The organism is Streptomyces sp. NPDC023481 (genome assembly GCF_055560195.1).
On the sequence record NZ_JBVHJE010000003.1, the window covers coordinates 300411 to 318404 of the forward strand.

The following is a 17994-nucleotide window of genomic DNA, read 5'->3' on the forward strand; positions in this document are numbered from 1 at the left end:
GGAGACCCCACGTGTCCCTCACCTTCCACTGGTTCCTGCCCACCAACGGCGACAGCCGCCATGTCGTCGGCGGCGGCCACGGCACCCCGGCGACCGCCTCCGGCCGGGACCGGCCGCCGACGGTCGCCTACCTGAGCCAGATCGCCCGGGCCGCCGAGGACCTGGGGTTCGCCGGTGCGCTCACCCCGACCGGCGCCTGGTGCGAGGACGCCTGGCTGACCACCGCCATGGTCAGCCAGAACTCGGAGCGGCTGAAGTTCCTGGTCGCCTTCCGGCCCGGCTTCGTCTCGCCGACGCTCGCCGCCCAGATGGCGTCCACCTTCCAACGGCAGACCGGCGGACGGCTGCTGCTCAACGTCGTCACCGGCGGCGAGAGCCACGAGCAGCGGGCCTACGGCGACTTCCTCGACAAGGACGCGCGCTACCGTCGTACCGGTGAGTTCCTGCACGTCGTGCGGGACCTGTGGGACGGCAAGAGCGTCGACCTGCACGGCGAGCACCTGCGGGTCGAGGAGGCGCGGCTGAGCCGGGTGCCCGACCCGGTGCCCGAGGTGTACTTCGGCGGCTCCTCGCCCGCCGCGGGCGAGGTCGCGGCCCGGTACGCCGACGTGTACCTCACCTGGGGCGAACCGCCCGCGCAGGTCGCCGAGAAGATCGCCTGGATACGGAGGCTCGCCGCGGGGCACGGCCGTACCCTGCGCTTCGGGATCCGGCTGCACGTCATCACCCGGGACACCTCGGCGCAGGCCTGGGCGGAGGCGGACCGGCTGCTCGCCGGCTTCGACCAGGAGACCGTACGGGCCGTACAGGAGGGCCTGTCCCGCAGCGAGTCGGAAGGGCAGCGGCGCATGCTCGCCCTGCACGGCGGCGACCGGGGGAGCCTGGAGATCCACCCCAACCTGTGGGCCGGCATCGGGCTGGTCCGCGGCGGCGCGGGCACGGCCCTGGTGGGCAGCCACGACGAGGTCGCCGAGCGCATCGAGGAGTACCACGCCCTCGGCATCGACGAGTTCGTCCTCTCCGGCTACCCGCACCTGGAGGAGGCCTACTGGTTCGGCGAGGGCGTCCTGCCCCGGCTCGCCGCGCGGGGCCGGTGGATCCACCCCGACGGCAGGCAGGCCGCGTCCGCGGCACAGGTGCCGTTCGCGGGCTGAGCGACGACCGCCGGCAGGGGGGCGGGTTGCCCGTCGGTGCGACCACCGGCGCGGCTACCGCTGCTCCTCTGGCGCGAACTCCCCGCCCAGCGCCCGCAGATGCGCCGCACGTGTCTGCGCGGTCTGTCCCTGCACCAGCAGGAACAGGCCCTCCCGGGCCAGGCGTTGGGCGCGGCTCGTCAGGGCCAGCGCGCGCCCGCCACCGGCCACCACCGCCGCCGTGGTGGCCGCGCGCAGCACCTCGTACGCCGCCGCCCGCACCGCCAGCCGCTCCGCGGTCTCCTCCTCCCGCGCCGGAAGGTCGGCCAGGGCGTAGGCGCGCCGGCGGGCGGCGGCGAGACGGGCGCGCAGAGGGGCGGCCGTCCCGGCGTCCACGAGGGACAGGGCGGCCTCCGCCACGCCGAAGACCGCGGGGCTGGTGTGCAGGGTCCTGACCCGGTCCCCGGCGGCCCACTCCTCGTACGGCGTGTGCAGCGCGACCGCCTCGGCGGGCAGCCACAGGCCGTCCAGTTCCAGCGAGACCGTGGACGCGGCCGTGAGGGCCGCCAGCCGCAGCGGCGCGGACGCCCGCAGCCCGGGCTGTTCACGGGCTTCGGTGAACGCGAACAGCACCTCGCCCGCGTCGGTCACCCCGGCCAGCAGCATCACGTCGTTCAGGCCCCACCCGGTGTACCAGGGAACGGTCCCGTCGAAGCGCCAGCCGTCGCCGTGCCGGCGGACCCGCACCGGGCGGCGCGGATACGACCGCAGGTGGGCGTACGCCACCCCGGACAGCCACTCCCCACGGGACAGCGGCCCCAGCAGCCGCTCCCGGACCGGCAGTCGGCCGCGCGCCAGGGTCTGTACCGGCGTGTGGTGCTGGGTCTGGACGAACCAGGTCGCGCAGCACGCCCCCGCGAGGATCTCCGCGGTCTCCCGCAGTACGGCGGGCGGCGCGCCCGAGCCGCCGTACTCGGCCGGTGCGGCCACTCCGAGCAGACCCGACCGCTTCACCGCCTCGATGTGGCTCGCGGGCACCCGGTCCTGGTCCACCCGCTCGGCCTCGGGGAGCAGCAGGTCCGTGGCGAGCCGGCGGGCGCGTGCGACGAGCGGGTGCGGGGCGAGGGCGTCCATGCGGAAGATTCTCCCGGTCTTCCGGCCCCCGGTCCTCCGAAGATTCTTTCCGGGCCGCGGCGCGCGGTGTCGATGCGGGGCCCGGCCGTTCGTGTAGGAGGTGACAGTGAGCCCGCCCCGGGCCCGACGCCATGGAGGACGTCATGAAGCACTACCTGCTGAGCGTGGTACAGCCGGCCGGCGGCACCCCGCCCGCCCCCGAAGCCCTCGCCGGGATCATGCGGAACGTCGAGGCCTTCAACGACGAGCTGCGCGCGGCCGGCGCCTGGGTCTTCGCCGGCGGGCTGCACGGCCCGGAGACCGCGACCGTACTGCGTCCCGACGGCGGAGACGTGCTGGTCACCGACGGCCCCTACGCCGAGGGCAAGGAGTACCTCGGCGGGCTGTGCCTCATCCGGGCGGCCGACCTGGACGAGGCCCTGGAGTGGGGCCGCAAGGCCGCCCTGGCCACCACCCTGCCCATCGAGGTACGGCCCTTCGTGGACCGGCACTGACGGCGGGGCGGCAGTGATGGCCGGGCCCGCCGACATCGAGGCCGTCTTCCGTGCCGAGTACGGGCGCGCGGTCGCCGTCCTCGTCCGCTTCCTCGGCGACATCGACCTCGCCGAGGAAGCGGTCCAGGACGCCTTCGCCACGGCCCTGTCCCGGTGGCCCGGGACCGGGGTGCCGCCCAGCCCGGCCGGCTGGATCATCACCACCGCGCGCAACCGCGCCGTCGACCGGCTGCGCCGGGAGTCCTCCCGGGACGCCCGGCACGCCGAAGCCGCCCGGCTCCACGCCCCCGACGCACCGCCCGACTAGGGCCCCGTGCGCGACGACCGGCTCCGGCTGATCTTCACCTGCTGCCACCCCGCGCTCGCCCCGCAGTCCCGGGTCGCCCTCACCCTGCGCCTGCTCGGCGGCCTGAGCACCGCCCAGATCGCCCGGGCGTTCCTGGTGCCGGAACCGACCCTGGCCCAGCGCCTGGTGCGCGCCAAGGCGAAGATCCGGGACGCGGGCATCCCGTACCGCGTGCCCCGGGACGCCGACCTGCCCGACCGGCTCTCGGCCGTCCTCGCCGTCGTCTACCTGATCTTCAACGAGGGTTACACCGGCGATCCCGCCCTGTGCGCGGAGGCGCTGCGCCTGGGCCGGCTGCTCGCCGAGCTGATGCCGGACGAACCCGAGGTCACCGGCCTGCTCGCGCTGATGCTGCTGGTACAGGCCCGGCGGCCGGCCCGGCGGGACGCGGAGGGCGCCCTCGTCCCGCTGCCCGAACAGGACCGCGCCCGGTGGGACCACGGGCTGATCGCCGAGGGGCAGGACCTGGTCCGCCGCTGTCTGCACCGGGGCCGGCCGGGCCCGTACCAGATCCAGGCCGCGATCAACGCGGTGCACAGTGACGCGCCCACCGCCGCCGCGACCGACTGGCGGCAGATCCTCGCCCTGTACGACCGGCTGCTGGCCGTGGCGCCGTCCCCGGTCGTCGCCCTGAACCGGGCCGTGGCGGTCGCCGAGACCGAGGGGCCGGCGGCGGCCCTCGAGCTGGTCGACGCGCTCGACCTCGGGCGGTACCACGTGCTGCACGCCGTCCGCGCCGACCTGCTGCGCCGGCTGGGCCGGACCGCCGAGGCGCGGGCGGAGTACGGCCGGGCCGCCGAGCTGGCCCCGAGCGAGGCCGAGCGGACGTACCTGGAGCGACGCGGGAACGCCGAAGGAGCGCCACCGACGGGCGGCCGACCGCCCGGTGACCCTCGTCACCCCGGGGTGCCGTCGGAATGAACTTGAGGACATGAAAGGTTGGCGTTTACATCTGACCTGTCCGTCCACGCCCGGGCCCCGCCGGCCCGCGCACCCCAGCGAGGCACCCGTGACCCACTCCCAGCCCGAGCAGCCCGCCGACGTCGTGGCCCGGCTGCGCGCCACCTACGCCACCGGCCGCACCAGGCCCGTCGCATGGCGCACCGGCCAGCTGCGGCGGCTCCGCGCCCTGCTCACGGAGCGCGGCGCCGACCTCGCCGCCGCCCTCCGCGCCGACCTCGGCAAGAGCAGCACCGAGGCCTACCGCACCGAGATCGACTTCACCGTCCGGGAGATCGACCACACCCTGGAGCACCTGGCCGACTGGCTGCGCCCCGAGCCCGCGCCCGTCCCGGCGCACCTCGGCGCCGACGCCACGGCCTGGACGCAGTACGACCCCCTCGGCGTCGTCCTCGTCATCGCGCCCTGGAACTACCCGGCGCAGCTGCTGCTCGCCCCCATGGTCGGCGCGCTGGCCTCCGGCAACGCGGTCGTCGCCAAGCCGAGCGAGCTGGCCCCCGCCACCTCCGCCGCGCTGGCCGAGCTGATCCCGGCCTACCTGGACCCGGACGCGGTCGCCGTCGTCGAGGGCGGTATCCCGCAGACCACGGCCCTGCTGGCCGAGCGCTTCGACCACGTCTTCTACACCGGCAACGGCACCGTCGGCCGGATCGTCCTGCGGGCCGCCGCCGAGCACCTCACCCCGGTCACCCTCGAACTGGGCGGCAAGTCACCGGTGTTCGTGGACCACGGCACCGACCTGGACGTGGTCGCGGACCGGCTCGCCCGGGGCAAGTTCCTCAACGCCGGCCAGACCTGTGTCGCCCCCGACTACGTACTGACCGACCCGGAGACCGCGCCCGCCCTGGAGGCCGCGCTGGTCCGCGCGGTCCAGGGCCTGTTCGGCAGCGAGCCGGCGGCCTCGCCGGAGTACGGCCGGATCGTCAACGAGCGCCATTTCGACCGGCTCTTCGCGTTGCTCGGCTCGGGCCGCGTCGCCGTCGGCGGCACGGGCGACCGGGCGGCCCGGTACCTCGCGCCCACCGTCCTCGCGGACGTCGACCCGAAGTCCCCCGTCATGCGGGAGGAGATCTTCGGCCCGATCCTGCCGATCGTCACCGTGGGGGGCCTGGACGAGGCGATCGCCTTCATCAACGACCGGGACAAGCCGCTCGCCCTGTACGTCTTCAGCGAGTCGGACGAGACCCGGGAGCGCATCGCCGCCGAGACCTCCTCGGGCGGCCTCGGTCACGGTCTGCCCCTCGCCCATCTCACCGTCTCCGACCTGCCGTTCGGCGGAGTGGGGGAGAGCGGCATGGGCAACTACCACGGCCGCTACTCGATCGAGACGTTCAGCCACCGCAAGGCGGTTCTGGCGAAGCCGCTGGGCTGACCCGCGCCGCGGTCCCGGATCGCCGGGGCCGCGCACGCGCGACAACTCCTCCGCGCGGACTGGGTGTTCGCGACGCGACCGGCGCGTTTCTGACTGGTCTACACCCTTGACTGGTACAGACCAAGGCGGTTGAGTGTGCCCAACCCCCCACCACGGCCGTGCCCTCGCCGGGTTCGGCCGTGCCGCGCAGAGGAGTTGGTCCATGCCGAGGAACCGCATTGCCGCACTCCTGACCTCGCTCGCCCTGGGGCTCGCCGCCCTGGTGCTCCAGGCGGCCCCCACGGCCTCCGCCGCCGGCTTCGTGGTCAGCGAGGCCCAGTTCAACCAGATGTTCCCGAACCGGAACGCGTTCTACACCTACAGCGGCCTCACCGCCGCCCTCGGGGCCTACCCGGGCTTCGCGAACACCGGCAGCGACACCGTGAAGAAGCAGGAGGCCGCCGCCTTCCTCGCCAACGTCAGCCACGAGACCGGCGGCCTGGTGTACGTGGTCGAGCAGAACACCGCCAACTACCCGCACTACTGCGACTGGAGCCAGTCGTACGGCTGTCCGGCGGGCCAGGCCGCGTACTACGGCCGCGGGCCGATCCAGCTGTCCTGGAACTTCAACTACAAGGCCGCCGGCGACGCGCTCGGCATCGACCTCCTCCACAACCCGAACCTGGTGCAGAACAACGCGTCCGTCGCCTGGAAGACCGGCCTGTGGTACTGGAACACCCAGACCGGGCCCGGCACGATGACCTCGCACAACGCCATGGTGGGCGGCGCCGGCTTCGGCCAGACCATACGCTCCATCAACGGTTCCCTGGAGTGCGACGGCAAGAACCCCGCGCAGGTGCAGAGCCGGGTCTCGGCCTACCAGCGCTTCGCCCAGATCCTCGGGGTCTCGCCGGGCGCCAACCTGTACTGCTGACGCCCGGCCGGGTGCCGTGTGGGAGACTCCGCCGATGAGCGCAGCACCGGTCACCGCGATATCCTCCGGCACCTGGAAACTCGGCGAACTGCCCGTCCACCGCATCGGCTTCGGCACGATGCGGCTGACGGGCAGCGCCGCCTTCCACCTCGGCACCCCCAGCGACCGCGAACGCTCACTGGCCGTCCTGCGCCGGGCCGTCGAGCTGGGCGTGAACCACATCGACACGGCGGCCTTCTACTTCTCCTCGCTCCGGTCCGCCAACGAGCTCGTCAACACGGCGCTGTCCCCGTATCCCGACGGCCTGGTCATCGCCGCCAAGGTCGGCCCCTACCGGGACCCCGACGGCGAGTGGGGCACCTCCGCCCGGCCCGACCAGCTGCGCGGACAGGTCGAGGAGAACCTGCGCCAGCTCGGGCGGGACCATCTCGACGTCGTGTACCTGCGCCGCATGCGCCAGGACTCCATCGCCGAGCACTTCGGCGCCCTCGCCGAGTTGCGGGAGGCGGGGCTGGTCCGGCACCTCGGCATCTCCGACGCCGAACCCCGGCACCTCGCCGAGGCGCTGGCGATCGCGCCGGTGGTGAGCGTGCAGAACCGGTACGCGGTGGACCGCCCCGACCCCGTCGGTGACGAGGTGCTCCGGCTGTGCGGGCGGCACGGCATCGCCTTCGTGCCCTTCTACACCGTGGCCGGGGCGGGCGGGGCGCACGGTGCGACGGCCGCGCACGACGACGCGGTGCTCTCGGTCGCCCGGGCGCACGGCGCGAGTCCCGCACAGGTCCGCATCGCCTGGACCCTGCACCAGGGCCCGCACGTCCTCGCCATCCCCGGCACCGGGAACCCCGCCCACCTGGCCGAGAACGTCGCCGCCGGTGCGCTGCGGCTCACCGACGAGGAACTGGCCCGGCTGGGCGAGGCCCGTACCCGGGCGCACTGACCACAGACCACTCCGCGCCGACCCTTGTACCGCCGGAGGGTCGGCGCCCCGGACCCCCCCTCCCACCCCCGCGCCCGGGCCCGCCACCCGCCGCCGGCGACAGTCGGCATGACGCGCGTAGACCAGGACTGGCATCCGGTGAGTTTTACGTATAACCTCACCGGCTAACCAGGCCCACCCGGAAGGTCCCGCATGCGTCGTCTCGCCCTCGTCACCCTCGTCGTGCACGACTACGACGAGGCCGTCCGCTTCTACACGCGGGCCCTCGGCTTCCGTCTGGTCGAGGACGCCCCGCGCCCCGACGGCTCCCGCTGGATCGTCGTCGAGCCCGGGGACGGCTCGGGCACCGGGCTGCTGCTGGCCCGGGGCAAGGACGCGGACCAGCGGGCCCGGGTCGGGGACCAGACCGGCGGGCGCGTCGGCTTCTTCCTGCACACCGACGACTTCGCCCGCGACCACGCCCGGATGACCGCGGCCGGCGTGACCTTCCTGGAGGAGCCGCGCCACGAGCCGTACGGCACGGTCGCCGTCTTCCAGGACCTCTACGGCAACCGCTGGGACCTGCTCCAGCCCGCCGGCCACTGACCCACCACCGCACCACTCGCCGAGGAACGACACGCCCATGACCGCGTCCCGCATCGACACCGAGACCCTCCGCCGGCTCCCCAAGGCCGTCCTGCACGACCACCTCGACGGCGGCCTGCGCCCCGCGACCGTCGTGGAGCTCGCGGACGCGGTCGGCCACACCCTGCCCACCACCGACCCCGACGAGCTGGCCGCCTGGTACGTCGAGGCCGCCAACTCCGGCGACCTGGTGCGCTACATCGCCACCTTCGAGCACACCCTCGCCGTCATGCAGACCCGCGAGGGCCTGCTGCGCACCGCCGAGGAGTACGTCCTCGACCTCGCCGCCGACGGCGTCGTCTACGCCGAGGTGCGGTACGCGCCCGAGCTGAACACCAACGGCGGGCTCACGATGCGCGAGGTCGTGGAGACCGTCCAGGAGGGCCTCGCCGCCGGCATGGCGAAGGCCGCGGCGGCCGGCACCCCGGTCCGCGTCGGCACCCTGCTGTGTGGCATGCGGATGTTCGACCGCGTTCGTGAGGCCGCCGACCTGGCCGTCGCCTACCGGGACGCCGGCGTCGTCGGCTTCGACATCGCCGGCGCCGAGGACGGCTTCCCGCCCGCCGACCACCTCGCCGCCTTCGAGCACCTGCGCCGCGAGAACGTGCCCTTCACCATCCACGCCGGCGAGGCGCACGGCCTGCCCAGCATCCACCAGGCCCTCCAGGTGTGCGGCGCCCAGCGCATCGGCCACGGCGTCCGCCTCACCGAGGACATTCCCGACCTCGCGGCCGGCAAGCTCGGCCGCCTCGCCTCCTGGGTGCGCGACCGCCGTGTCGCCCTGGAGATGTGCCCCACCTCCAACCTGCAGACCGGCTGCGCCACCTCGATCGCCGAGCACCCGATCACCGCCCTGAAGGACCTGGGCTTCCGGGTCACCCTGAACACCGACAACCGCCTGGTGTCCGGTACGACCATGACCCGGGAGATGTCCCTGCTGGTGGAGCAGGCGGGCTGGACCGTCGAGGACCTGCGCACCGTCACGGTGAACGCCGTCAAGAGCGCGTTCATCCCGTTCGACGAGCGCAAGGCCCTCATCGATGACGTGGTCCTGCCGGGTTACGCGGCCGCGCTCTGAAGCAGCCCCCTGAGGTAGGCGGCCTGTCCGATGTGCTGGAGATCGTCGGACAGGACGCTCACCAGGCGGGCCCCCAGGGACACGGGGGGATCCCAGCGCTCGTCCACGATGCGCTCCAGATCCCCGGCGGTCAGCGAGCGCAGGGCGCCGAGGGTCTGCTCGTGGACGGCGTCGTAGTACCCGGCCAGCAGGTCCGCCGACGCGACCCGCACCTTCGCGACCTTGGCGGAGGTGTGCCCGTAACCGGTGTCGTGCCGGGGCAGGCCGAGGTCGAACCGTTTCTCCCAGCCCTGGGAGAGCCACACCTGGTCGAGTTCGAACGCGTCGGCGATGTGGTCGTCCTGCACCCGCGTGAGGTGCCAGACCAGCCAGGCGATCGGGTTGGCGCCCGGGGCCGGGCGGTGGTGCAGCTCGTCGGGGCCGAGTCCGTCGAGGACGGCGTGGACTTCTTCCTGGATGCGGCCGTAGCCGTCGATGAGGATGTCCTTCGCATGCATAGGGTCCACCCTCGCAAATCGCCGCCGCCCCCGCCCGCGGAACCCGGATTCCGGCAGGGCCGGCGGCGCCCGCCGCGGGCGGACGCGCCGGCACCGGGTGTCAGTCCGCCGTTCCGAGCAGGGTGACGAGCGCCCGGGCGGCCGGACTCGTGGCCCGCTCCGGCGGCAGCAGGGCGACCGTCTCGTACTCCTCGCCGCCCACGCCCTTCAGCGGCAGCGCCGTGAGGGTGGGCCGCTTGTGCCGGAAGTGCCGGGGTACGACGGCGATCCCCAGGTTCTCGTCCACCAGGTCCAGCAGGCTGTGCACGTCGTTGACCTCCAGCGCCACCGTGCGCCGGACACCGGCCGCGGCGAGCGCGGCGTCGGTGGTGCGGCGCGGCCCCCAGTCGGGGTGGAAGTCCACGAAGACCTCCCCGGCCAGGTCGTCCGGGCCGAGCACGGCCGGGGCCGCCGCCAGCCGGTGGCTGGGATGGCACAGCACGGTCATCGGCTCGCTGGTCAGCGCCACCGAGCGCAGCTGGTCGGTGTCGGCCTGGGTGCGGTAGGCGAACGCCAGGTCGAGCCGCCCGGCCGCGACCTCCTCGGCCAGCGCGCCCGAGCCGGCCTGCCGCAGCCGGATCTCCACATCCGGATGCCGCCCACGGAAGGCCGCCAGCAGCCGGGCCACGTGCACCCCCGCGATGCACTGCTCGGTGCCCAGCGCCAGCGTGCCCCGCAGCACGCCCTGCACCGCGGCCACCGCCTCGTGCGCCGAGCGCACCTGCGCCAGGATCCGCTCGGCCTCGACCAGCAGCGCCCGCCCCGCCTCGGTGAGCGTGACCCTCCGGGTGGTCCGCACGAACAGCGGCGCCCGCAGCTCCCGCTCCAGGGCCCGGATGGACGCGGACAGGCCCGACTGGGACACCATCAGGCGCTCGGCGGCCCGGGTGAAGTGCCGGTCCTCGGCGACCGCGACGAAGTGCTGGAGGTGGCGCAGTTCCATGACTGAGAAGCCTAGCCGCTGAATCCCATCCGATTCTCCTGTTGGACTGCTGTCCGCGGCCGGGGGAAGCATGGAACCGGTAGATCGCGTGCCCACACCTCTGGAGTCCCGTTGTACACCGCACACCCCGACCGCTATGCCGACATGCCCTACCGCCGGGTCGGCCGCAGCGGCCTGAAGCTGCCCGCCCTCTCGCTCGGCCTGTGGCACAACTTCGGGCCCGACCGGCCCGTGGAGACCCAGCGGGCCATCCTGCGCCGCGCCTTCGACCTCGGTGTGACCCACTTCGACCTGGCGAACAACTACGGCCCGCCGCCCGGCGCCGCCGAGTCCGCCTTCGGCGAGGCCCTGAAGGCGGACCTCGGCCGCCACCGGGACGAGCTGGTAATCTCCACCAAGGCTGGCTACCTGATGTGGCCCGGCCCGTACGGCGAATGGGGCTCGCGCAAGTCCCTGCTGTCCTCGCTCGACCAGAGCCTGAACCGGATGGGCCTGGACCACGTCGACATCTTCTACTCGCACCGCTTCGACCCGGACACTCCGCTGGAGGAGACGATGGGCGCCCTGCACACCGCGGTGCAGCAGGGCAAGGCCCTCTACGTCGGCGTCTCCAACTACTCCGCCGAGCAGACCCGGGAGGCCGCCCGCATCCTCGGCGAACTGGGCACCCCGCTCCTCATCCACCAGCCCCGCTACTCGATGCTCGACCGGCGCCCCGAGGACCAGGGCCTGCTCGACGCCCTGGACGAACTCCAGGTCGGTTCCATCGTGTACTCCCCGCTGGAGCAGGGCCTGCTCACCGGCCGCTACCTCGACGGCATCCCCGAGGACTCCCGGGCCGCGAGCGACAGCCCGTTCCTGAACTCGGACGCGGTCACCGAGGACCTGGTGGGCAGGCTGCGCGCGCTGGACGACCTCGCCAAGTCCCGTGGCCAGACCCTGGCCCAGCTCGCCCTGGCCTGGGTGCTGCGCGGTGGCCGGGTGACCTCCGCCCTGGTCGGCGCGAGCAGCGCGCGGCAGCTGGAGGACAGCGTCGCGGCCATCCGAAACCTGGACTTCGACGCCGAGGAACTGGCGCGCATCGACGCGATCGTGCGGCCGTAGCGCCGGACCCACGGGGGAGGGGCGCGCATTCCGGCCAGAACGGGCACCGAATATGCCAAGAGACTGGCCGGAAAGACATGGTGACAGTGGTTCAGCAGTGAACATACTCGACAGAGAGGACTTCACTTCCCGCGAGGCCCCGCTCACGCACCGCACATGATCCGCACCGAAAGCGAGGCCCGCCGGCAGGCGAACGACGCGACGGGGGAGTGCGCATGCACGACGAGTTCCTGTGCCACGTCACCGCGTACGGCACCTGCGGCGGCCGGCGTGTCGGCGTACCGCTGGGAACCTATCGCGCGCCCACCCTCGCCCTCGCCCTGTGGTGGCTGCGCGACCGTGCGAACTGGATCGCCGACCGCCTCGACCCGCAGCCCGGGGCGGAGCACTTCCCGCCCGGCTCGCTCGTCCCGGTCGCCGACACGGTGCCGGACGTACCGACCCTGCTGCGCGCGTGGTGCGGCGATCCGGACCGGCAGGAACTGGTCGCCGACGAACTGGCGGCGGGCAGGCTGGTGCGGATCGCGACCGGCGACGACACCACCGAGTACGAGCTGCTCGCGGAGTCCGTGGACGCGCTGCGCATGCAGCGCACCCTCCCCGCCCTCGTCGTACCCGTCGCCTGACACCCCGCCCGAGCCCGCCGGGCCGGGCGATCGGATGGGCAAATCGGTAGAATTCCGTCATGAACGCTGGTGGTGCCGTTCGCGTTCCCGGGGTGCGCGACCGCCCGGCCGCCGCGCCGGTGCGCGCGGGTCCCGACGCGGGGGCGGGCGGCCCGGACGCGGGGGCGGGCGGCCCGGACGCGGGGGCGGGCGGGCCATGACCACCCCCGGATTCCGGCCCACGCACGTCGTCCCGCCGCACGGCCTGCCCGCCTGGGAGGCCCCGGACCCGGCGCGGCCCACCGTGCCACTGGACCCGCTGCTGCCGGTGCAGCTCGTGGAGCGGCGCGGCGACTGGGGGCACATCCGCTGCGCCAACGGCTGGGCCGCCTGGGTCGACGGCCGCCTCCTCGTCGCCGTACCCGACGACCCGCCCGCCGGCGGCGAACCCGACGCCACCGCCGATCCACGCCCCCTGCTGGCACGCGCCGAGCAGGCGCTGGCCGGCTACCGGGCCGCCGTGGAGGACCTGGCGGCCGGGAGTCTGGACGGCGAGGCCTTCGAAGCGCGCACCGAGGGACTGCGGATCGGGATCGTGGTCGACGGCGCCTCCATGTGGCTGTACGACGCGCAGGAGGAGCGGTGGCTGTACGGGGACGGGCGGCGGCTGAGCACCTACGCCACGGACCGGTCGGTGGGCGGCGCGGACGACGACACCGGACGCGCCCCGACCCGGCTGGTCACCCCCGAGGGCGAGCGGTGATGACCGGCGAGGCCGGCCTGTTCGCGGGCCGCCCCTCGGCGGAGCTGGTCGGCCGGCAGGTGGCGGCCTACCGGATCGAGAGCGAGATCGGACGCGGCGGCATGGCGGTCGTCTACCGCGCCCGCGACCTGCGCCTGGACCGCACGGTCGCGCTGAAACTCCTCGCCCCGGAACTGGCCCGGAACGACACCTTCCGCAAGCGGTTCACCCACGAGTCCCAGGTGGCCGCGGCGATAGACCACCCGCACATCGTCCCGGTCTTCGAGGCCGGCGAGACCGACGGGGTGTTGTACATCGCCATGCGGTACGTCCCCGGCAGCGACCTGCGCCACCTCCTCGACGCGCGCGGCCCGCTGCCCCCGCCGGACGCCGTGCGGATCGCCGCCCAGGTGGCCTCCGCCCTGGACGCCGCCCACGAGCACGGCCTGGTCCACCGGGACGTCAAGCCCGGCAACATCCTGGTCGCCGAGGGCACCGACAGCGACCACCCCGAGCACGTGTACCTGACCGACTTCGGGCTCACCAAGAAGTCGCTGTCCCTGACCGGGTTCACCAGCGTCGGCCAGTTCGTCGGCACCCTCGACTACGTGGCACCCGAGCAGATCTCCGGCCGCCCCGTCGACGGCCGCTGCGACGTCTACGGCCTGTCCTGCGTCGTCTACGAGACCCTCACCGGCCGCCCCCCGTTCCAGCGCGAGGACGACATGGCCCTGCTGTGGGCCCACCAGTACGACGAACCGCCCCCGCCCAGCGGCACCCGCCCCGGTCTCGCACCGGCCGTCGACCCGGTCTTCGCCCGGGCCCTGGCCAAGAGCCCCGACGCCCGCCACGACACCTGCCTCGCCTTCGTCGCCGCCCTGCGCGCGGCCCTGACCGCCGGGCCCGTGACCGGGCGCCCGGAGCCGGTCCGGGCGGCGCCCGCACCACGGCCGCCGGGATGGGCGACACCGGTGTTCGGCTTGCGGGCGGCCCGGTGTTCCGGCACACAATAAGGGGAAATGTGCAGCCAATTGCACCAAAAAGGGTTTAGCGGAATCGTCCGAGTGAAGCCGCGCATCGGCGACGGGAACCCCGCAACGGGAAGCGTGTGCGCGACGGGAAGCAGGGCTCGTGAGCGTCGAACCTCCGTCCTCCGGCCGTCCCACCGGGCCGCCCTCCGGCCCCCTGTCGGGCTCCTCCCGGCCGCCCGCCGGCCCGCCGCCCTCGCAGCCCCCGCCCGGCGGCTCCGGGGGCAAGGAGCCGCACGGCCCGTGGTGGAAGTCGGTGCCCCGGGTGGCGGCGCTCACCGCGGCCCTGATCGCCGCCGTCGTCCTCGGAGTGTTCTTCACCCGTCCTGGCGGCGGCGGATCCACCGCGCGCGGCGAGGTCTTCCTGGAGGCCGCCAACAGCACCGGCCAGGAGCCGTTCACGGAGTCGACGGCGAAGCAGGGCACCACCCCGACCGCGCCCGGCACAACCACCACCCCGCCCGGTAGGTCGACGCCCGGCACGACGACGACCTCGCCCGGAACGGGCACCGCCCCGGGGCAGACCACCCCCGTCGCCCCTCCGCCCACCGGCCCCGTCGAGGTCCGCGGGGTGCAGGGCGGGGCGCCCGGCCTGTACAGCGGTGTCCGCAGTACGGCCAGCTGCGACGTCGAGAGGCAGATCAGGGCCCTGCAGGCCGACCAGCGCAAGAACCGGGCGTTCGCCTCGGCGATCGGTGTCCAGCCCGCCGGCGTCGCCGCCTACCTCCGCTCCCTCACCTCGGTGCAGCTGCGCGCGGACACCCGCGTCACCAACCACGGGTACCGCGACGGTGCCGCCACGAGCTACCAGTCCGTCCTGCAGAGCGGCACCGCGGTCCTGATCGACGGACACGGGGTGCCCCGGCTGCGCTGCGCCTGCGGCAACCCGCTGAAGGAGCCGGTCGCCCAGCACACCGCCCCGCAGGTGGTCGGCCAGCGCTGGCCCTCGTACCAGCCCACCAGCGTCGTCGTGGTGCAGCCCGCCCCCGTGGTCGTCAACGTCTTCGTGATCTACGACCCCCGCCACCACGAGTGGCTGCACCGCCACCGCGGCGACGACAGCGGCCGGCACGACCAGCGCGGCGCGCCGCCGAAGATCACGCGTCCCTGGGTCCCGGCGCCGTGCGCGACCGGCCATGGCTCAGGATCGCCCTGCCCGCCGACGTCACCCCACGCCAGCCCGTCGACATCGCCCTCGCCGTCGTCCCAGTCGTCGTCGCCCTCCTCCAAGTCGTCCTCGCCGTCGTCCCAGTCGTCGTCGCCGTCTTCGAAGTCGTCCTCGCCGTCCTCCGAGTCGTCGTCCTCCAAGTCCTCCTCACCGTCCTCGAAGTCGCCCTCGCCGTCCTCGAAGTCCTCTTCGCCGTCGTCCCAGTCGTCGTCGCCGTCCTCGAAGTCCTCTTCGCCGTCGTCCGCGTCGTCGTCGCCGTCTTCGAAGTCGTCCTCGCCGTCGTCCGCGTCGTCGTCGCCGTCCTCGAAGTCGTCCTCGCCCTCAGAGTCGAAGTCGTCCGCGCCGCCCGAGTCGAAATCCTCCGCGCCGGCGTCGAAGTCGTCGTCTCCCTCCGAGTCGAAGTCGACCGCGCCCTCGTCGCAGGAGAACAGCGCGCCGTCGAGCGAGAAGAGCCCGTCGGCGTCGCCCTCGTCCGCCCAGACGTCGGCTCCGTCGGCGGGGTCGCCATCACTGGAGAAGCCCGCCGTCACCCCGCCGTCCTCGCAGGCGTCCGCACCGGCCACCGAGAGCGCGGCGCCCCGGACCGGCGAACAGTCCCAGGCACCGCAGCAACAGCAGCAGAACCAGCAGACCCAGCAGCCTCAGCAGCAGGGTGGTTCCTGAGCCGCTGCGGGGTGCGCGGGGCGTCGTAGTGACTCTCGCCACTGTGCGCGGTGGGCGAACGGATCAGGTGGACTGGGGGGCCGGGCTCGGGGTACGAGGACTGGTGCACCATCGACCGGCCGGACCGGGTTTTCCGAGAGAGACAGTATGACCGAGCACCTGGGCGGGGCAGTGATACCGAGTGGTTTCGATGTTCCCGTTGAGCCGCTGCGGCGCGCGGCGCACTACACCGGCGAACCGGGATGCATCGCCGACGCGCGCGCCTTCGCCTCCCAGTTCCTCCAGCAGCTGCGCACCGAGTGGTGCGCCGCCGCCGACGGCCGGGTCGACGGCGAGCTGCTGCTGATGGTGAGCGAGCTGGTCACCAACGCCGACCGCCACAGCAACGGGCCGTACATCCTGGAGCTGGAAGGCACGGACGCCGCGGTCGTGGTGTCCGTGTACGACAGCAGCAGCGCCCTGCCGCGCCGCTTCCCGAAGGACCCCCAGCGGATCGGGCGGCACGGTCTGGAGATCGTGCACGCCCTGGCCTCGCGGGTCACCGTCGAGCGTGTGCCGGTGGGCAAGCGCGTGCGGGCGGTCTTCGAACTGCGCCGGGGCTGAGCGGGGCGTCAGGCGCAGCCGAGCTCGCCGAGCATCCCCTCGCGCAACCGGGCGATGATCCGCTTGATCAGCCGGGAGACGTGCATCTGGGAGCAGCCGAGGCGTTCCCCGATCTCCGCCTGGGTGGCCTCCTCGACGAACCGCATGTGGATGATCCGGCGGTCGCGTTCGCTCAGCTCCGCCATCAGCGGGGCGAGCGCGTGGAAGTCCTCCACGAGCCGCAGCCCCTCCTCTTCCACGCCGATGAAGTCGGCGAGCACCGCCTCGCCGCCGTCGGGGCCGTCGCCGGTGAGCGCGGCGTCCAGAGAGGCGCTGTTGTAGCCGTTGGAAGCGAGCTGCGCCTCGACCACCTCCTTCTCGGAGATGCTCATCAGCGTGGCCAGCTCGGCGGTCGTCGGGTCCCGGTCGAGCCGGCTGGACAGCTCCTCGCGCGCCTTGGCCAGCTCCACCCGCAGCTCCTGGAGCCTGCGCGGCACATGGACGGCCCAGGTGGTGTCCCGGAAGAACCGCTTGATCTCACCGACGATGTACGGCAGCGCGAACGAGGTGAACTCCACCTCGCGCGCCAGTTCGAACCGGTCGATGGCCTTGATCAGGCCCACCATGCCCGTCTGGACGACGTCCTCCATGTCGTCGCCGCGGCCCCGGAACCGGCCGGCCGCGAACCGCACCAGCGACATGTTCATCTCGATGAGGGTGTTGCGCGCGTACTGGTACTCCGGCGTGCCCTCTTCCAGCTCCGCCAGCCGGCGGAAGAACTGGCGCGACAGCTCCCGGGCGTCCCGCGGGGCGACGGACGCCGGGTCCGCGATGCCAGGCAGTGACCCCTCGCCCGTCCCGTCCTGCTCGGTCCGCTCCACGACCTCTGCCTGCGACCGGATCCCGGCGGCGGTGTTCATTGCCTCTCCCACGAATGTCACGGTTCGACGTCTGCCTCTGCGGCGTCTGTCGGATGCCCGCCCGGGTACCCGGTGTCCGGCGGTCCATGCGCGCCATGGAGAGGCTCACCCCCCGGGTTCCCCCGGTGACGGGGCGCATGCACCTCCCGCCGGACACTGGCGGGAAACAGCCGGTCCACTCCGCCGGGCGGGGCGGGGTTTCTTTCAGGGCGCAACACCGCGCTCTTGCCCCCGGCGGCGGCGCTCCTAGGCTGACGGGATGAGCAACCAGGTGAGCGACGAAGCCCGAGTGATCCCCCTGCGGCCGGCACCCGCCCGCCCGGCCGCGCCGGAGACCGAGCCCGCGCCCAGGGAGCCCCTCTGGCGGGATCTGGTCGGCGAGGTGCTGCGCCGTGAGCGCCAGGCGCAGGACCGCACGCTCAAGGACGTCGCCGACGCGGCCCGTATCTCGCTGCCCTACCTGTCCGAGATCGAGCGGGGCCGCAAGGAGGCCTCGTCCGAAGTGCTCGCCGCCGCCGCTCGGGCGCTCGGCCTGGGACTCGGTGACCTGCTGGCGCTCACCCATGGCGAGCTGGCCCGGCGCATGGCCGAGCGGCACCGGCCCGCCACCGCGCCGCACCGGCCCTACCGGGGACTCTGCCTGGCCGCCTGATCTGGCCGCCCGGCCGTCACGACGCGCGGCCGCCGGACCGATGAGTTTCGCGCCGTG

The 17994-nt window shown here is 73.7% G+C and carries 19 protein-coding genes and 2 pseudogenes; 16 read left to right on the forward strand and 5 right to left on the reverse strand.

Translation table 11 applies throughout. The annotated features are described in order from the left end of the window. The first annotated feature begins 11 nt into the window (after positions 1–11). Entirely contained in the window at positions 12–1154 is a 1143-nt protein-coding gene (locus ACZ3ZD_RS08835; RefSeq protein WP_467395058.1) for an LLM class flavin-dependent oxidoreductase, read from the forward strand. Positions 1155–1208: 54 nt separating this feature from the next. On the opposite strand, the gene ACZ3ZD_RS08840 is transcribed toward ACZ3ZD_RS08835, so the two are convergent. Then, positions 1209–2267 (reverse strand): acyl-CoA dehydrogenase family protein, encoded by a 1059-nt coding sequence (locus ACZ3ZD_RS08840; protein WP_467395059.1) that lies wholly within the window; start codon positions 2265–2267, stop codon positions 1209–1211. A 143-nt stretch (positions 2268–2410) separates the two neighbouring features. Between ACZ3ZD_RS08840 and ACZ3ZD_RS08845 the strand changes: the two genes are divergently transcribed. The 7 genes and pseudogenes from ACZ3ZD_RS08845 to ACZ3ZD_RS08875 all read left to right on the forward strand — a co-directional run bounded on the left by ACZ3ZD_RS08845 (position 2411) and on the right by ACZ3ZD_RS08875 (position 8994). Continuing rightward, positions 2411–2761, forward strand: a complete 351-nt coding sequence (locus ACZ3ZD_RS08845; RefSeq protein WP_467395060.1) for a YciI family protein — start codon at positions 2411–2413, stop codon at positions 2759–2761. A gap of 16 nt (positions 2762–2777) precedes the next feature. Continuing rightward, positions 2778–4028: pseudogene (locus tag ACZ3ZD_RS08850) on the forward strand (RNA polymerase sigma factor). 88 nt (positions 4029–4116) lie between these two features. Further along, entirely contained in the window at positions 4117–5439 is a 1323-nt protein-coding gene (locus tag ACZ3ZD_RS08855; RefSeq protein ID WP_467395061.1) for an aldehyde dehydrogenase family protein, read from the forward strand. Between the two features lie 202 nt (positions 5440–5641). Next, complete coding sequence (locus ACZ3ZD_RS08860; RefSeq protein ID WP_467395062.1) at positions 5642–6352, forward strand: chitinase; 711 nt, start codon at positions 5642–5644, stop codon at positions 6350–6352. 34 nt (positions 6353–6386) lie between these two features. Continuing rightward, positions 6387–7292 carry an aldo/keto reductase gene (locus tag ACZ3ZD_RS08865; protein WP_467395063.1) on the forward strand — a complete coding sequence of 302 codons (906 nt, stop codon included), beginning with the start codon at positions 6387–6389 and terminating at the stop codon, positions 7290–7292. A 192-nt stretch (positions 7293–7484) separates the two neighbouring features. After that, positions 7485–7877 carry a VOC family protein gene (locus tag ACZ3ZD_RS08870; RefSeq protein ID WP_467395064.1) on the forward strand — a complete coding sequence of 131 codons (393 nt, stop codon included), beginning with the start codon at positions 7485–7487 and terminating at the stop codon, positions 7875–7877. A 37-nt stretch (positions 7878–7914) separates the two neighbouring features. After that, the gene (locus ACZ3ZD_RS08875; RefSeq protein WP_467395065.1) at positions 7915–8994 is read left to right on the forward strand and encodes an adenosine deaminase; all 1080 of its coding nucleotides are present in this window, start codon (positions 7915–7917) and stop codon (positions 8992–8994) included. On the opposite strand, the gene ACZ3ZD_RS08880 is transcribed toward ACZ3ZD_RS08875, so the two are convergent. Together ACZ3ZD_RS08880 and ACZ3ZD_RS08885 are read right to left on the reverse strand one after the other, a co-directional pair. Continuing rightward, entirely contained in the window at positions 8976–9491 is a 516-nt protein-coding gene (locus ACZ3ZD_RS08880; protein ID WP_467395066.1) for a mycothiol transferase, read from the reverse strand. The two genes, ACZ3ZD_RS08875 and ACZ3ZD_RS08880, sit on opposite strands and share 19 nt — an antisense overlap. Positions 9492–9591: 100 nt before the next feature. Next, positions 9592–10473 (reverse strand): LysR family transcriptional regulator, encoded by an 882-nt coding sequence (locus ACZ3ZD_RS08885; protein ID WP_467395067.1) that lies wholly within the window; start codon positions 10471–10473, stop codon positions 9592–9594. A 111-nt stretch (positions 10474–10584) separates the two neighbouring features. Between ACZ3ZD_RS08885 and mgrA the strand changes: the two genes are divergently transcribed. The 6 genes and pseudogenes from mgrA to ACZ3ZD_RS08915 form a co-directional block, all read left to right on the forward strand. Continuing rightward, positions 10585–11577 carry an L-glyceraldehyde 3-phosphate reductase gene (gene mgrA / locus ACZ3ZD_RS08890; protein WP_467395068.1) on the forward strand — a complete coding sequence of 331 codons (993 nt, stop codon included), beginning with the start codon at positions 10585–10587 and terminating at the stop codon, positions 11575–11577. Positions 11578–11792: 215 nt separating this feature from the next. Then, the gene (locus ACZ3ZD_RS08895; protein ID WP_467395069.1) at positions 11793–12203 is read left to right on the forward strand and encodes a hypothetical protein; all 411 of its coding nucleotides are present in this window, start codon (positions 11793–11795) and stop codon (positions 12201–12203) included. 59 nt (positions 12204–12262) lie between these two features. Next, positions 12263–12403, forward strand: a complete 141-nt coding sequence (locus ACZ3ZD_RS08900; protein ID WP_467395070.1) for a hypothetical protein — start codon at positions 12263–12265, stop codon at positions 12401–12403. Further along, complete coding sequence (locus tag ACZ3ZD_RS08905) at positions 12400–12945, forward strand: hypothetical protein (protein ID WP_467395071.1); 546 nt, start codon at positions 12400–12402, stop codon at positions 12943–12945. Before ACZ3ZD_RS08900 ends, ACZ3ZD_RS08905 begins: the two co-directional genes overlap by 4 nt. Further along, positions 12945–13937: a serine/threonine-protein kinase gene (locus ACZ3ZD_RS08910; RefSeq protein ID WP_467395072.1), complete on the forward strand. Its 993-nt coding sequence runs from the start codon at positions 12945–12947 to the stop codon at positions 13935–13937. Before ACZ3ZD_RS08905 ends, ACZ3ZD_RS08910 begins: the two co-directional genes overlap by 1 nt. Before the next feature lie 586 nt (positions 13938–14523). After that, positions 14524–14946 (forward strand): annotated as a pseudogene (locus ACZ3ZD_RS08915) (DUF6777 domain-containing protein); the annotation flags it as partial. 17 nt (positions 14947–14963) lie between these two features. On the opposite strand, the gene ACZ3ZD_RS08920 reads toward ACZ3ZD_RS08915, so the two are convergent. After that, on the reverse strand, positions 14964–15650 hold the full coding sequence (locus tag ACZ3ZD_RS08920; protein ID WP_467395339.1) for a hypothetical protein: 687 nt from the start codon (positions 15648–15650) through the stop codon (positions 14964–14966). A gap of 280 nt (positions 15651–15930) precedes the next feature. Between ACZ3ZD_RS08920 and ACZ3ZD_RS08925 the strand changes: the two genes are divergently transcribed. Beyond that, entirely contained in the window at positions 15931–16386 is a 456-nt protein-coding gene (locus tag ACZ3ZD_RS08925) for an ATP-binding protein (protein ID WP_467395073.1), read from the forward strand. Between the two features lie 8 nt (positions 16387–16394). On the opposite strand, the gene ACZ3ZD_RS08930 is transcribed toward ACZ3ZD_RS08925, so the two are convergent. Then, entirely contained in the window at positions 16395–17285 is an 891-nt protein-coding gene (locus ACZ3ZD_RS08930; protein WP_467395324.1) for an RNA polymerase sigma factor SigF, read from the reverse strand. 259 nt (positions 17286–17544) lie between these two features. On the opposite strand from ACZ3ZD_RS08930, the gene ACZ3ZD_RS08935 reads away from it, so the two are divergent. Further along, on the forward strand, positions 17545–17937 hold the full coding sequence (locus tag ACZ3ZD_RS08935) for a helix-turn-helix domain-containing protein (protein WP_467395074.1): 393 nt from the start codon (positions 17545–17547) through the stop codon (positions 17935–17937). The last annotated feature ends 57 nt before the right edge of the window (positions 17938–17994 follow it).

What these genes read in the sequence shown, in the direction of transcription:
- ACZ3ZD_RS08900 (WP_467395070.1), top strand. Translation starts at nt 12,263, where the DNA reads ATGAACGCTGGTGGTGCCGTTCGCGTTCCCGGGGTGCGCGACCGCCCG.
- ACZ3ZD_RS08935 (WP_467395074.1), top strand. Translation starts at nt 17,545, where the DNA reads ATGAGCAACCAGGTGAGCGACGAAGCCCGAGTGATCCCCCTGCGGCCG.
- ACZ3ZD_RS08840 (WP_467395059.1), bottom strand. Translation starts at nt 2,267, where the DNA reads ATGGACGCCCTCGCCCCGCACCCGCTCGTCGCACGCGCCCGCCGGCTC.
- ACZ3ZD_RS08845 (WP_467395060.1), top strand. Translation starts at nt 2,411, where the DNA reads ATGAAGCACTACCTGCTGAGCGTGGTACAGCCGGCCGGCGGCACCCCG.
- ACZ3ZD_RS08880 (WP_467395066.1), bottom strand. Translation starts at nt 9,491, where the DNA reads ATGCATGCGAAGGACATCCTCATCGACGGCTACGGCCGCATCCAGGAA.
- ACZ3ZD_RS08905 (WP_467395071.1), top strand. Translation starts at nt 12,400, where the DNA reads ATGACCACCCCCGGATTCCGGCCCACGCACGTCGTCCCGCCGCACGGC.
- ACZ3ZD_RS08930 (WP_467395324.1), bottom strand. Translation starts at nt 17,285, where the DNA reads ATGAACACCGCCGCCGGGATCCGGTCGCAGGCAGAGGTCGTGGAGCGG.
- ACZ3ZD_RS08860 (WP_467395062.1), top strand. Translation starts at nt 5,642, where the DNA reads ATGCCGAGGAACCGCATTGCCGCACTCCTGACCTCGCTCGCCCTGGGG.
- ACZ3ZD_RS08870 (WP_467395064.1), top strand. Translation starts at nt 7,485, where the DNA reads ATGCGTCGTCTCGCCCTCGTCACCCTCGTCGTGCACGACTACGACGAG.
- ACZ3ZD_RS08895 (WP_467395069.1), top strand. Translation starts at nt 11,793, where the DNA reads ATGCACGACGAGTTCCTGTGCCACGTCACCGCGTACGGCACCTGCGGC.
- ACZ3ZD_RS08865 (WP_467395063.1), top strand. Translation starts at nt 6,387, where the DNA reads ATGAGCGCAGCACCGGTCACCGCGATATCCTCCGGCACCTGGAAACTC.
- ACZ3ZD_RS08885 (WP_467395067.1), bottom strand. Translation starts at nt 10,473, where the DNA reads ATGGAACTGCGCCACCTCCAGCACTTCGTCGCGGTCGCCGAGGACCGG.
- ACZ3ZD_RS08910 (WP_467395072.1), top strand. Translation starts at nt 12,945, where the DNA reads ATGACCGGCGAGGCCGGCCTGTTCGCGGGCCGCCCCTCGGCGGAGCTG.
- ACZ3ZD_RS08875 (WP_467395065.1), top strand. Translation starts at nt 7,915, where the DNA reads ATGACCGCGTCCCGCATCGACACCGAGACCCTCCGCCGGCTCCCCAAG.
- ACZ3ZD_RS08925 (WP_467395073.1), top strand. Translation starts at nt 15,931, where the DNA reads ATGACCGAGCACCTGGGCGGGGCAGTGATACCGAGTGGTTTCGATGTT.